This window comes from Chitinophaga qingshengii (assembly GCF_014529935.1).
Lineage (GTDB): Bacteria > Bacteroidota > Bacteroidia > Chitinophagales > Chitinophagaceae > Chitinophaga > Chitinophaga qingshengii.
The window spans coordinates 934063-946710 of record NZ_JACVFC010000002.1 but is presented as its reverse complement, the minus strand read 5'-3'; the positions used below and the strand labels follow the sequence as shown (position 1 = coordinate 946710).

Below are 12648 nucleotides of genomic sequence, written 5' to 3'. Positions count from 1 at the left end.
GGATTAATTTTTGACGAAATATTGAGCCCTTTGTTGTTTTTTATTTTTTTCACGAATACATTTGTATCGATAGAAACAACAATCACCTCTCTATGTGGGTAAATAAAGACAACATAAAACTTAATCACATCGTACCTCAGCTCAACTGGGCTATCACGAAGGTCGTGATTATCGTCGTTGTCATTATTAGCCACCACTATGGAGGATAGGTACACGTGCATAATCAAAACTGATATAACGCCTTCCTCCGCAAAGAGGAAGGCTTTTTTTTTGACCACAACATTTTGACGCTAATAATTCAATTTTATGTATAGCTATTACAACAACGACACTTTTCTCTATCTCGACGGTGAGTATCTGAAAGCAACAGCCGCCACCACAGACCTCTTCGGTCAATCGCTCCACTACGGCTACGCCGTATTCGAAGGTATCCGCGCTTATAAAACAGACAGCGGTGAAGTGAAGATCTTCAAAGCAAAAGAACACTTCGACCGCCTCAAGCGCTCCTGCGAACTGATCCACATCCCTTACAATTTCAATAACGACGAGCTGATCGCAGCATCCTATAAAGTGCTGGAGATGAACAATATGCAGGAAGCATATATCCGCCCGCTGGTGTTCTGTCCGCCAAACATGACACTGAAAGCAGCCAGCCAATCCAATATCCTCATCTGCGCCTGGGAATGGGGAGCTTACCTCGGTGAAAAACTCCTGCGCATCATGACTTCCTCTTTCGAACGCCCCAACCCGAAAGCATTCCAGATAGAATCCAAATCGGCCGGCCTCTACGTAAACTCGATACTGGCCTCCCAGGAAGCAAAACAAAAAGGCTACGATGAAGCCCTGCTGCTGGATATGAATGGTAACGTGGCAGAAGGACCAGGAGCCAACATCTTCTTTGAAAAAGATGGCCGCATTTTTACCCCGCCTCCCGGTAACATTCTCCCCGGTATCACCCGCGCCACCGTTATCGAACTTTGCCACGAACTGCAAATTCCCATCGAAGAAAAACTGTTCACCATCGCTGAATTAAAACAAGCCGACGCAGCCTTCTTCTGCGGTACCGCTGCGGAAGTGGTAGGCCTCGAATCTCTCGACGGACAGCCCTTCGGCAAACCATGGGCCTCTTCTCTCGGAAAAGTATTGCAACAGGCATATAAAGCAAAAGTGCTGGACAAAACCTTTCAACGCGAAGCACAATTAGCATAGCCGTAGCTGTTAGTATTTTAGCTGTCAGCGCTAAATGCTGACAGCTAAAAACTAAAAGCGTCCCTTGGACCTTGTAAAACGAAAAATAGAAAATCCTCTACAGCAAAGGGTTTGAAAGGCCTCAGGGCAGATTTGAAGACCGGTTTGCCGGAAATATTTGGTTTGAATTTGCCAGCCTCTCCGGGTATTTTGTGAAGGATTTTTAAAATAGGATTACTATAAACAGCTGGTAATCCATGAAATATCAACAGCAATGGAATTAAATAAATATAGCAAAACGATTACACAGGACCCTACGCAGCCCGCTGCGCAGGCACAGCTCTACGGTATCGGCCTCACAGAAGAAGACCTGAAAAAAGCACAGGTGGGCATCGCCTCCATGGGCTATGACGGCAACACCTGTAATATGCACCTCAATGACCTCGCACAGGATGTGAAAAAAAGCGTCTGGGCTCATAACCTGGTCGGCCTCACTTTCCACACCATCGGCGTCAGCGACGGTATGAGCAATGGTACGCCCGGTATGCGCTACTCCCTGGTAAGCCGTGACCTGATTGCTGATTCCATTGAAACTGTTTGTGGTGCTCAATACTACGATGCACTCATCACCGTGCCCGGCTGCGATAAAAATATGCCCGGCTCCCTGATGGCGATGGGCCGCCTCAATCGCCCGTCTATCATGGTATACGGCGGTACTATCGCTCCTGGTAAATACAAAGGCCAGGACCTCAACATCATCTCCGCCTTCGAAGCACTGGGTCAGAAAATGGCCGGTAAACTCGATGAAGGCGACTTTAAAGGCATCGTACAAAACTCCTGCCCCGGCGCCGGCGCCTGCGGCGGTATGTACACGGCCAATACCATGTCTTCTGCGATCGAAGCACTCGGTATGAGCCTGCCTTATAGCTCATCCAGCCCCGCCCTGAGCAAGGAAAAAAAGGAAGAATGTGCCAACGTAGGCAAATACATCCGCCTGCTCCTGGAAAAAGATATCAAACCCAGAGACATCATGACCAAAGAGGCTTTTGAAAATGCCCTCACCGTGATCATGGCCCTGGGTGGCAGCACCAACGCAGTACTGCACTTTATCGCGATCGCGAAATCTGTGGGCGTGCCGCTGACACTGGAACACTTCCAGCAGTCCAGTAACAAAACCCCGCTCATCGCAGACCTGAAACCCAGCGGTAAATATCTCATGGAAGACCTCCACAACATCGGTGGTGTGCCCCTGGTGATGAAATACCTGCTGAAACAAGGTCTCCTGCATGGTCATTGTCTCACCGTGACCGGCAAAACCCTCGCCGAAAACCTGGAAAGCGTTCCGGATATCGATTTCGGCCAACAAGATATTATCGTTCCCGTGGAGAAGCCGCTGAAAGCCAACGGCCACATCCAGATATTATACGGCAACCTCGCTGAAAAAGGCTCCGTCGCCAAAATCACTGGTAAGGAAGGCGAACAATTCACCGGTCCTGCCCGTGTATTTGATGGTGAATTTGAACTCATCGCTGGTATTACATCCGGCAGAGTAAAAGAGGGGGATGTAGTCGTCATCCGCCAGGTAGGCCCGAAAGGCGCGCCGGGTATGCCTGAAATGCTGAAACCCACCAGTGCCATCATGGGCGTGGGTCTCGGCAAAAGCGTGGCGCTGATCACGGATGGCCGTTTCTCCGGCGGTACACATGGCTTCGTGGTAGGACATATCACTCCGGAAGCTTTTGAAGGTGGAAACATCGCGCTGGTAGAAGATGGCGACATCATTGAAATAGACGCAGTGAACAATACGATCAATATGAAAGTGAGCGACGAAGAACTGGCTGCCCGCAGGGCCCGGTGGACCGCTCCGGCATTGAAGGTATCCAATGGAATCTTATTTAAGTACGCAAAACTTGTTAAAAATGCAACAGAAGGATGTGTTACCGATGAAAGCTGAGAAAGCTGACAAGCGGTTGTCTGCAAAGCCTGTCATCTCCGGTTCTGAAGCCGTAATCCGTTCCCTCATCGCTGAAGGGGTGGACACAATCTTCGGTTACCCCGGCGGGGCCATCATGCCTATCTATGATGCCCTGTATGATTTCCAGGACCAGGTACATCATATACTGGTAAGGCATGAACAGGGTGCTACACATGCAGCCCAGGGTTATGCCCGTAGCTCCGGTAAAGTGGGCGTAGCTTTCGCTACCTCCGGTCCGGGCGCTACCAACCTGGTCACCGGGCTTGCAGACGCTTATATGGACAGTACGCCCATGGTATGCATCACCGGTCAGGTGGCTGCTTCCCTGCTCGGTACAGACGCTTTCCAGGAAACAGACGTGATCGGTATCACCATGCCTATCACTAAATGGAATATACAGGTGACCCGCCAGGAAGATATTCCCGGCGCTATCGCCAAAGCTTTTTATATCGCCCGTAGCGGCCGCCCGGGACCGGTGCTGGTGGATATCACCAAAAATGCACAGGTGGGCGAATGTGAATATGAGTATGTACCGTGCACGCATATACGTAGTTATCAACCGGTACCGGAATTAAGGCTGGACGCGGTGAAAGAAGCTGCTGCGCTGATCAACTCGGCGAAGAAACCCTATCTGCTGGTAGGTCACGGCGTACTATTGTCCGGTGCTGAAAAAGAACTGATAGCACTGGCGGAAAAAGCACAGATACCCATGGCTTCCACACTGCTCGGTTTGTCTGCCGTTCCGGTAGATCATCCGCTGTATGTAGGTATGTTGGGCATGCACGGTAACTATGCGCCCAATATCCTCACCGGTGAATGTGATACGGTGATCGCGGTAGGTATGCGTTTCGATGACCGTGTAACCGGTGACGTGAGCACCTATGTAGCCAATGCCAAAGTAATCCACATCGAAATCGATGCGGCCGAAATCAATAAAATCATCAAAGCCGACGTAGCGCTGCATGCGGACGCCAAAACCGCGCTGCAGGCGTTGCTGAAAGAAGTACAGCCGGCTAAACATGAGGAATGGCTGGCTGAGTTCAGGGCTGCCGATAAAAAGGAATACGATAAAGTTCAGCATCGTGAACTATATCCCGAAGCGGGCGAACTGAAAATGGCGGAAGTAGTACGCCTGATCTCTGAAAAAACAAAAGGTGAAGCAGTATTGGTGACGGATGTGGGACAGCACCAGATGGTCGCTTCCCGTTACTACCGCTTCAAAAATCCAAATACCAACATTACCTCCGGTGGCATGGGCACTATGGGCTTCTCCCTGCCAGCCGCAATGGGGGCTAAAATGGGCACTCCGGAAAAAGAAGTCGTGGCTGTTATCGGTGATGGCTGCTTCCAGATGACTCTCCAGGAACTGGGCACCATTTATCAATCTAAAATAGGGGTGAAAATCGTGATCCTGAACAACAACTTCCTCGGCATGGTACGCCAGTGGCAGCAGCTGTTCTTCGATAAACGTTATTCTTCCACCGAAATGGTGAACCCCGACTTTGTGCAGATCGCCAAAGGATTTTTTATCCCGGGCAAAAAAGTGACCGCCAGAGAAGATATTTCCGCTGCTATTGATGAAATGCTCGCTACCGACGGCGCCTATCTGCTGGAAGTAGTGGTGGAAAAAGAAGACAACGTGTTCCCGATGATTCCTGCCGGTACTCCTGTTACCACTATCAGACTGGAATAACACCACCCGATTATAACAGACAAGTAAATAAATTTTTTACAAGAAATGCCTCTCTTTTTGACCGGCCAAAGGCCGGAAAAAAGAGGGAGGATGCCCAAGCTGTTTTTATGCAAAAAGAATATACAGTTACGGTTTATACGGAAGACCGTATAGGTATTACCAACCGTATCACCATTATCTTTACCCGCAGAGGGATCAATATCACCAGTCTCACTACTGCTGAAACAGAGATCCCTGGCGTGTATAAGTTCATTATAACGGTGATGTCTACACGTGAAAAACTGGATAAGGTGGTTGGTCAGATCGAAAGACTGATTGAAATTCACCGTGCCTTTGTACACGAGGAAGAGGAAGTGGTGTACCAGGAACTGGCATTGTATAAGATTTCTACCAAATCACTGGATACCGGCGATATCGAACGCCTGATCCGTGAAAATCAGGCACGTATCCTGACCATCACGGCAGACTATTTCGTGATCGAAAAAACCGGTCACCAGCAGGAGCTGACAGACTTTATCAAAAAACTGGAGCCCTATGGTCTGATAGAATATTCGAAAAGCGGCAGGGTGGCTATCATCAAATGGAGCCGCCGTTTCCATGACCACCTGAAAGAATTGCAGTCATCATCGGAAGCATAAGCCCCGCGCACTGCAACCTATAAACAAGCCTTTATTCATTCACTTACAATTTACAGCTAATAGCTAATGGCTAGTAGCTAAAAGCTAAAAAAACAAAACATGGCAACCATCAATTTTGGAGGTGTACTCGAAGAAGTAGTAACCAGGGAAGAATTCCCAATGGAAAAAGCAAGGGAAGTCCTGAAAAATGAAGTCATCGCTGTTATCGGCTATGGTGTACAAGGCCCCGGCCAGGCACTGAACCTGAAAGATAACGGCTTCAACGTTATCGTTGGTCAGCGTAAAAATTCCAAAACCTGGGATAAAGCGGTAGCTGATGGCTGGGTTCCCGGCGAAACTTTATTCGATATCGAAGAAGCTGCTGCTAAAGGTACTATTATCCAGTTCCTGTTATCTGATGCAGGTCAGATCACCCTGTGGCCTACCCTGAAACAACACCTGACTCCTGGTAAAGCACTGTACTTCTCCCATGGATTTGGTATTACCTATAAAGAACAAACCGGTATCATTCCTCCTGCTGACGTAGACGTAATCCTGGTAGCACCCAAAGGCTCGGGTACTTCTCTGCGCCGCCTGTTCCTGGCTGGTCAGGGCCTGAACTCCAGCTTCGCTATCTTCCAGGACGCTACCGGCCGCGCTAAAGAACGCGTTGTAGCACTGGGTATCGGCGTGGGTTCCGGTTACCTGTTTGAAACAGACTTCAAAAAAGAAGTATTCTCCGACCTCACCGGTGAACGCGGTTCCCTGATGGGTTGTATCCAGGGTATCTTCGCTGCTCAATACGAAACACTGCGCAGAAACGGTCACTCTCCGTCTGAAGCATTCAACGAAACCGTAGAGGAACTGACGCAGTCCCTGATGCCACTCGTTGCTGAAAACGGTATGGACTGGATGTACGCTAACTGCTCTACTACCGCTCAACGTGGTGCGCTCGACTGGTGGAAGAAATTTAAAGACGCTACCCAGCCGGTATTCGACGAACTGTACGCCAGCGTAGCTGCCGGTAAAGAAGCTGCCCGTTCTATCGCTTCCAACAGCACTCCGGACTACCGCGAGAAACTGAACGAAGAACTGAAAGAACTGCGCGAAAGCGAAATGTGGCAAGCAGGTGCTGCTGTGCGTAAGCTCAGACCCAACGCTTAATTGATTTTTTGATTTTCGATTTTTTGATTTTTTGATTTTGTGTGATGATTGACCAGAAAAATAAAAATCTGTTTCATCAAACCACAAAATCAAAAAATCGAAAATCAAAAAATCTCCAAATATTTTTGATATGTCCTCTAACTTAATATCTGGCGTTAGCCCGCTCAATATCCTCGATGCTTCGGTGAAATTGAAGCCTGTGGTGAACCGCACGCCGTTGACTTATAGCGCTACGCTCTCCCGTCGCTATAACTGTGATGTATATCTGAAAAGAGAGGATATGCAGATTGTACGCTCCTATAAACTCCGCGGAGCCTACAACCTGATCAGCAGCCTGCCTGCCGAACTGCTGGCGAAAGGCGTTACCTGCGCCAGTGCCGGTAACCACGCACAAGGCTTCGCCTACGCCTGTAAAGCTATGAACATCAAAGGCGTGGTTTTCATGCCGATCATCACACCAAAGCAAAAAGTAAATCAGGTAAATATGTTTGGCGGCGATAATATCGAAATACGCCTCATCGGCGATACTTTCGATGATTGCTCCGCTGAAGCCCAGGCCTTCACTGCTGCCAATGGCATGACCTTCATTCCTCCCTTCGATAACGCTAAAATTATTGAAGGCCAGGGAACGGTAGCCGTGGAAATCCTGGAAGACCAATCCAATATCGACTACCTGTTCGTACCCGTAGGCGGTGGCGGCCTCGCTGCCGGCGTAGGTACCTACTTCAGGACCTATAGCCCTAAAACCCGCATCATCGGCGTAGAACCGGAAGGCGCTCCCTCTATGCTCCGCGCTTTTGAAAATGGCGGCCCGGTAACCCTCGATGAAATTGAACGTTTTGTGGATGGCGCTGCGGTAAAAAGAGTAGGAACCCTCAATTATGATATCTGCCGGGAAGTGATCAACGAAATGCACCTCGTGCCGGAAGGCATGGTATGCTCTACCATCCTCAAACTGTATAATGAAGACGCCATTGTGGTGGAACCCGCCGGCGCGCTCTCTATTACTGCCTTGCAGGATTATGCGGAAGAAATCAAAGGGAAAAAGGTGGTTTGTGTGATCAGTGGCAGCAACAACGACATCGACCGTATGCAGGAGATAAAGGAACGTTCACTCCTGTACGAAGGACTGAAACATTACTTTATCGTTCGTTTTGCACAACGCCCCGGCGCACTCAGAGAATTCCTGAATCATATTCTCGGACCCAACGACGATATCACCCGCTTTGAATTTATTCAGAAACACAATAAGGAAACAGGCCCAGCACTGGTAGGCATAGAACTCAAGTGCAGAGAGGATTACGATACCCTCATCGCCAATTTCCGGAAATATAATTTTCAGTTCACCGAACTGAATAAAGATGATAACCTCTTTGGTTATCTCGTTTAGGAGTTTGACAAATAGTTGTTTTAAGAGTAATAGCAGCCTGGTCATTTTTATGAGCGGGCTTTTTTATGCGGTTACTGGTTGATTAACGCATGAATAGTCGCCAGGTACTCATCTTTCAGCACAGGAGGCGTATCCGCTTCTTCCATCCTGGTTTGTAGCTTCCGGATAATCTGTTGTTTAACGGCCAACGGCATTTCATCATGGTTTTCCAGAACGCGTTTAACGGTATCATGAAAAACCGTAAAAGATTTTTTCTTCGGCGCAATATTCGGAACAGACAACAGGTACTGCCATTTCCCTTCCCATAACCAGTACTGCGGAAACACCGGCATGTGCAGGGCTACATAAAAATTGGCTTTTTTGTTGGCGGTGGCGACCGTCAAAAAAGTAAACATTTCATCAGTGGGATGCAGCTGATATCTCCATACCATATTACCCAAAGCGGACACAACGTTGATCTGCAGTTTATTGTTGTCCGGAAATTGATTCCCGATAGCTACCAGCGCAGATCCTAGCTCACTGTCTGTTAATGCTGGCGTATAAAAGGTAGACACTTCATCTCTCGGTATTTTTTCAAATTGCTGTACCAATGCTTCCAGGTGCTGTTCTGGAAGCCCCTGCCAGTTAAGCAGCTGATCTTTCAAAGCGTATAAGAGGTCGGTTTTTAGTTTCATGGCTGGTGTAAGTTTGAATCATTGTTCTAATATTTCTTCATACAAATTTCCGGTTTTTATTTGTTTCCACCCCACTCCATATTCCTCAAATACCACTACTAATGCCAGCAACGATAAAGGCGTAAAAGCAGAGACGCGCGCTTCGCCTTTCACCGCTATCCACGAAGTAATTTCTTCCTGCGCTTCGTCCTGTTCGGTTGTTATGGTATAACCTTTTTCCCGGATGGTATACAAGGCGATATTGTAGGTATTCATGGCTTCTGCTAACATAAAACCGGTATTTATAAAATAGACTGTATCCAGGTTAATACTTTCTGTGCAAATTCGGAATGTTGAACGGCTTTGGGAAGTACCACGGTAATACGATTATGCTCAGGCGAATAGTGGCTGTTAAACATCACTAAAAAAGGTCCTTCGCCGGAGCCAGGCACCGTGTAAAACCCTTTTTCCTCCATCTGTTGAAACATCGCTTCGCTTTTGGTTACAAAAATATCCGTTGTGGCGTCTTCGTTATCTATTACATAATGTGGGCTGTCCCAAAAGGGAAGTGTGTCTTTCATTTTTTGAATGAAAGCCTCCTGGTTTTGTTGGGTGTATACAATATAGTCAACGCCTGTCATAGCCCATTGTTATGTTTTACTTTTTAAGGAAGATGAATGATAATTTATCTTATTTTTTTGATACTACGTTAAAATACCGGTTGGCAATTTTCATGACATTGAATATCCCCGCATACCAGTCTCAGCTGTACGCCGGCGTCCCGTAATTCAAAATATGGCGCAGCATAAACCACCTCCAGACAGGCATCCTCCCACGCGAATTTCCCGTTGAAAGTCACCGGCTCAATACAAACCACATGCAGATTGCCTTTCACGCTTTCCTTTTCCAGCCGGATGGTCAAATGCAGGTGGGAAGCGGAAAACTCCCGTACTTTTGCCTTCGCATGTTGCCAGCGCTGTAAAAAGGTATAACTGGATTTCAGCTGCTTATCTACATAATGCATGATAACGTTTTTAAGAAAGTTCCCAGGTTAATGCTGCGTCCATTTCTCCGGTCGTGCAATACGTTTGCAACGCTTGCAAAATATCCTCCATACTGCTGCTGCAGTATTTCATTGGTTTTATGTTCAGCTGGCCGATAGGAATATGAACTAATTGATCGGGATTATTGACATGAGGATTTAACAGGTAATATTCATCACCGTCTTTATAATAACAGCAGGTATAGTGGCTGCCACCGCCTCCTACCAGCATAAACTCATCGGCATTCGGCGTTTCGGTGGCATATAAGCCTATGTATGTACGGGTGCTGCCGTTTAATTGCCGGCACGATTGCAGCACATCATCCAGGTTGGGATGGATAATGTAATCATCTCCCGCTGGCTGATGATCTATCATTAATAGTTTAACAAACATAAGCTGATCTTATTTACAACAAATATAAAAAGCAGGCCCGGAGACCTGCTTTTTACAAGATAGTTTCCCGAATATTTATTTTTTCAGGCTGGCGATGTCAATCACGAAACGGTATTTCACATCACCTTTCATCATGCGTTCGTAAGCAGTGTTAATATCTTTGATATCGATCACTTCCACGTCGCTGACAATGTTATGTTCGGCACAGTAGTCCAGCATTTCCTGGGTTTCACGAATGCCGCCTATCAGGGAGCCGGCAATGCTGCGGCGACCCATGATAAGGTGAAAAGCCGGTACTGTGGAAGGTTCCGGTGGTATGCCCAAACAAATCATGACGCCATTCAGTGTCAGTAGTTTCAGGTATTGGCTGTACTCATGCTGGGCGGAAACGGTATTGATAATAAAATCAAATTTGTTGCGCAGCTGTTTCATCTGCTCTTTATCGTTGATCAGCGCAAAATGATGCGCCCCCAATCTTTTGGCATCCGCTTCCTTGGAAGGGGAGGTGCTCAGCATGGTCACTTCCGCACCGAAGGAATTGGCCAGTTTTACGGCCATATGTCCCAGGCCGCCGAGACCCAGTACGCCCACTTTGTGGCCTTTGCCCACTTTCCAGTGACGCAGCGGGGAGTAAGTGGTAATACCGGCACACAGCAACGGCGCCACGCCTTCCAGCGGTAACTTATCAGATACTTTCAGGACATATTGTTCATCTGCTACAATCTGGGTGGAATAACCGCCGTAGGTGGGTGTCTTACGGTCCATCTCGGTGCCGTTGTAGGTACTGGCATTGCCTTTTTCACAATATTGCTCTTCTCCGGCCTTGCAAGGATCACATTCCCGGCAGGAATCCACAAAACAGCCGATGCCTGCCAGATCGCCCACTTTAAACTTAGTGACATGGTCGCCCACTTTAATGATGCGGCCTACAATTTCATGGCCCGGTACCATGGGATAAGTTGAGTCGCCCCATTCGTTACGTACCTGGTGTATATCGGAATGACATACTCCGCAATACAGGATTTCGATCTGCACATCATGGGGACCTACCTCTCTCCGCTGGAAATTCCAGGGGCCCAGCGGGGAAGTAGCGTTTTGAACGGCGTAAGCTTTGGTTTCAATCATGGTCGCTTGGGTTTGATAGCCGAAACTAAGGTTTTTTAAGCAGGTTTATGATGATGAAAATCCTGAGTAACTTAGTAACATGTTAAGTTATTGGGAAAAGCAAAGTCTGCTTCAGTACGATTATATCCTGGTAGGCAGCGGTATCGTGGGCCTCTCCGCGGCCATCAGTCTCCGGGAACGCAACCCGCATGCCCGGGTGCTGGTATTGGAAAGAGAGGTACTGCCTACCGGCGCCAGTACCAAAAATGCGGGCTTCGCCTGTATCGGCAGTCTCACGGAAATTCTGGCGGATTTGCAGAACATGTCCACGGAAACGGTGCTGAACCTGGTATCCATGCGTCGCGCGGGCTTACAGCTACTGCGTAAACGGTTGGGTGATGAACGGATCGGCTACCACGAAAACGGCAGCTATGAACTGATCGGCGCCCGGGAAGAATGGGCGTTGCATCAGCTGGACGAGGTGAACCAAATGCTGGCAGGCGTGCTGGATAAAACACCGGCTTTTTCCCTGGCTACCGGTAAGGTGAAGACTTTTGGTTTCGCCACCACGCATGTGAAGGCGATGGTCTGCAACCATTATGAAGGGGAACTGCATACCGGCAAGATGATGCGGGCGCTGATTGATAAAGCTATCGCCATGGGCGTTGAAATCAAAACCGGTTGCCCGGTTACCCGCATAGAAGACCTGCGTGCAGGCGTGGAAGTGGTAGTCTCCAACCAGGTATTGAAGGAAGATGTGGTTTTTCAGGCCCGTAAGCTGCTGATATGTACCAATGCGTTTACCCGTCAACTGCTGCCTGATTTGGAAATAACGCCCGGCAGGGGACAGGTGCTGATTACAGCGCCCATACCCGGACTGCCCTTCAAAGGTGTTTTCCACCTGGAAGAAGGATATTTTTATTTCCGCGAGCTGGATGGCCGGGTACTGCTCGGTGGCGGGCGGCAGCTGGACTTCTCCGGTGAAACCTCCACCGAATTCCGGTACAACGACCGCATCCAGCAGGAACTGGAGGAAATGTTACGCCATGTGATACTCCCGGGGCGGCCGTTCACCATCGCCGACCGGTGGACCGGCATCATGGCTTTCGGTCATACCAAACAACCTATCGTGCAATCCTATACGGAAAACATCCTCCTCGGTGTGCGTATGGGCGGCATGGGAGTGGCTATCGGGTCATTAATAGGTGATAAAATTGCGGCGATGGCACAGCAGTAGCCTTGCTGCTGGCCACTTTACGCTATAACCCCTACGCCCCTCCGTTTTTTTGTTAAAGCGCTTTGATAGCAATTTTAAATGTATAGATTTGATCTCTTGGGGAACCGCAGTCCAAACTGCGGTTTTTAGTTTTAGCTTTTTTTATGGTGCATAAGTGTATTTAATACATTTATTTCACTATATTGATTCGC

At 48.3% G+C, this 12648-nt stretch carries 13 protein-coding genes; 7 read left to right on the top strand and 6 right to left on the bottom strand.

Features of this window, described 5'->3' with window-relative positions:
* Positions 1 to 306: 306 nt before the first annotated feature.
* The 6 genes from ICL07_RS19140 (at position 307) to ilvA (ending at position 8027) form a co-directional block, all read left to right on the top strand.
* Complete coding sequence (locus ICL07_RS19140; RefSeq protein ID WP_188089623.1) at positions 307 to 1209, top strand: branched-chain amino acid transaminase; 903 nt, start codon at positions 307 to 309, stop codon at positions 1207 to 1209.
* Positions 1210 to 1462: 253 nt separating this feature from the next.
* Complete coding sequence (ilvD, locus tag ICL07_RS19135; protein ID WP_188089622.1) at positions 1463 to 3142, top strand: dihydroxy-acid dehydratase; 1680 nt, start codon at positions 1463 to 1465, stop codon at positions 3140 to 3142.
* Positions 3108 to 4856: a biosynthetic-type acetolactate synthase large subunit gene (ilvB, locus tag ICL07_RS19130; protein WP_246485091.1), complete on the top strand. Its 1749-nt coding sequence runs from the start codon at positions 3108 to 3110 to the stop codon at positions 4854 to 4856. Before ilvD ends, ilvB begins: the two co-directional genes overlap by 35 nt.
* A gap of 107 nt (positions 4857 to 4963) precedes the next feature.
* Entirely contained in the window at positions 4964 to 5494 is a 531-nt protein-coding gene (gene ilvN / locus ICL07_RS19125) for an acetolactate synthase small subunit (protein ID WP_188089621.1), read from the top strand.
* Positions 5495 to 5593: 99 nt separating this feature from the next.
* Positions 5594 to 6637: a ketol-acid reductoisomerase gene (gene ilvC, locus ICL07_RS19120; protein WP_188089620.1), complete on the top strand. Its 1044-nt coding sequence runs from the start codon at positions 5594 to 5596 to the stop codon at positions 6635 to 6637.
* Between the two features lie 130 nt (positions 6638 to 6767).
* The gene (gene ilvA / locus ICL07_RS19115) at positions 6768 to 8027 is read left to right on the top strand and encodes a threonine ammonia-lyase IlvA (protein WP_188089619.1); all 1260 of its coding nucleotides are present in this window, start codon (positions 6768 to 6770) and stop codon (positions 8025 to 8027) included.
* 71 nt (positions 8028 to 8098) lie between these two features.
* Here ilvA and ICL07_RS19110 read toward each other — a convergent pair whose 3' ends face one another.
* The 6 genes from ICL07_RS19110 to ICL07_RS19085 form a co-directional block, all read right to left on the bottom strand.
* The gene (locus tag ICL07_RS19110; RefSeq protein WP_188089618.1) at positions 8099 to 8701 is read right to left on the bottom strand and encodes a hypothetical protein; all 603 of its coding nucleotides are present in this window, start codon (positions 8699 to 8701) and stop codon (positions 8099 to 8101) included.
* Between the two features lie 18 nt (positions 8702 to 8719).
* On the bottom strand, positions 8720 to 8971 hold the full coding sequence (locus tag ICL07_RS19105) for a hypothetical protein (protein WP_188089617.1): 252 nt from the start codon (positions 8969 to 8971) through the stop codon (positions 8720 to 8722).
* A gap of 11 nt (positions 8972 to 8982) precedes the next feature.
* The gene (locus ICL07_RS19100; protein WP_188089616.1) at positions 8983 to 9321 is read right to left on the bottom strand and encodes a hypothetical protein; all 339 of its coding nucleotides are present in this window, start codon (positions 9319 to 9321) and stop codon (positions 8983 to 8985) included.
* A 68-nt stretch (positions 9322 to 9389) separates the two neighbouring features.
* Positions 9390 to 9704, bottom strand: coding sequence for a hypothetical protein (locus ICL07_RS19095; RefSeq protein WP_188089615.1), 315 nt, complete (start codon positions 9702 to 9704; stop codon positions 9390 to 9392).
* Positions 9705 to 9714: 10 nt separating this feature from the next.
* Positions 9715 to 10116 (bottom strand): hypothetical protein, encoded by a 402-nt coding sequence (locus ICL07_RS19090; protein ID WP_188089614.1) that lies wholly within the window; start codon positions 10114 to 10116, stop codon positions 9715 to 9717.
* Between the two features lie 75 nt (positions 10117 to 10191).
* Positions 10192 to 11241, bottom strand: coding sequence for an NAD(P)-dependent alcohol dehydrogenase (locus ICL07_RS19085; RefSeq protein ID WP_188089613.1), 1050 nt, complete (start codon positions 11239 to 11241; stop codon positions 10192 to 10194).
* 79 nt (positions 11242 to 11320) lie between these two features.
* Between ICL07_RS19085 and ICL07_RS19080 the strand changes: the two genes are divergently transcribed.
* Positions 11321 to 12457: an NAD(P)/FAD-dependent oxidoreductase gene (locus tag ICL07_RS19080; RefSeq protein ID WP_188089612.1), complete on the top strand. Its 1137-nt coding sequence runs from the start codon at positions 11321 to 11323 to the stop codon at positions 12455 to 12457.
* Positions 12458 to 12648 lie beyond the last annotated feature (191 nt).

Bases quoted from the DNA above. Each gene is read 5' to 3' on its own strand.
- ICL07_RS19140 (WP_188089623.1), top strand. From the start codon at position 307: ATGTATAGCTATTACAACAACGACACTTTTCTCTATCTCGACGGTGAG.
- ilvD (WP_188089622.1), top strand. From the start codon at position 1,463: ATGGAATTAAATAAATATAGCAAAACGATTACACAGGACCCTACGCAG.
- ilvB (WP_246485091.1), top strand. From the start codon at position 3,108: ATGCAACAGAAGGATGTGTTACCGATGAAAGCTGAGAAAGCTGACAAG.
- ilvN (WP_188089621.1), top strand. From the start codon at position 4,964: ATGCAAAAAGAATATACAGTTACGGTTTATACGGAAGACCGTATAGGT.
- ilvC (WP_188089620.1), top strand. From the start codon at position 5,594: ATGGCAACCATCAATTTTGGAGGTGTACTCGAAGAAGTAGTAACCAGG.
- ilvA (WP_188089619.1), top strand. From the start codon at position 6,768: ATGTCCTCTAACTTAATATCTGGCGTTAGCCCGCTCAATATCCTCGAT.
- ICL07_RS19110 (WP_188089618.1), bottom strand. From the start codon at position 8,701: ATGAAACTAAAAACCGACCTCTTATACGCTTTGAAAGATCAGCTGCTT.
- ICL07_RS19105 (WP_188089617.1), bottom strand. From the start codon at position 8,971: ATGTTAGCAGAAGCCATGAATACCTACAATATCGCCTTGTATACCATC.
- ICL07_RS19100 (WP_188089616.1), bottom strand. From the start codon at position 9,321: ATGACAGGCGTTGACTATATTGTATACACCCAACAAAACCAGGAGGCT.
- ICL07_RS19095 (WP_188089615.1), bottom strand. From the start codon at position 9,704: ATGCATTATGTAGATAAGCAGCTGAAATCCAGTTATACCTTTTTACAG.
- ICL07_RS19090 (WP_188089614.1), bottom strand. From the start codon at position 10,116: ATGTTTGTTAAACTATTAATGATAGATCATCAGCCAGCGGGAGATGAT.
- ICL07_RS19085 (WP_188089613.1), bottom strand. From the start codon at position 11,241: ATGATTGAAACCAAAGCTTACGCCGTTCAAAACGCTACTTCCCCGCTG.
- ICL07_RS19080 (WP_188089612.1), top strand. From the start codon at position 11,321: ATGTTAAGTTATTGGGAAAAGCAAAGTCTGCTTCAGTACGATTATATC.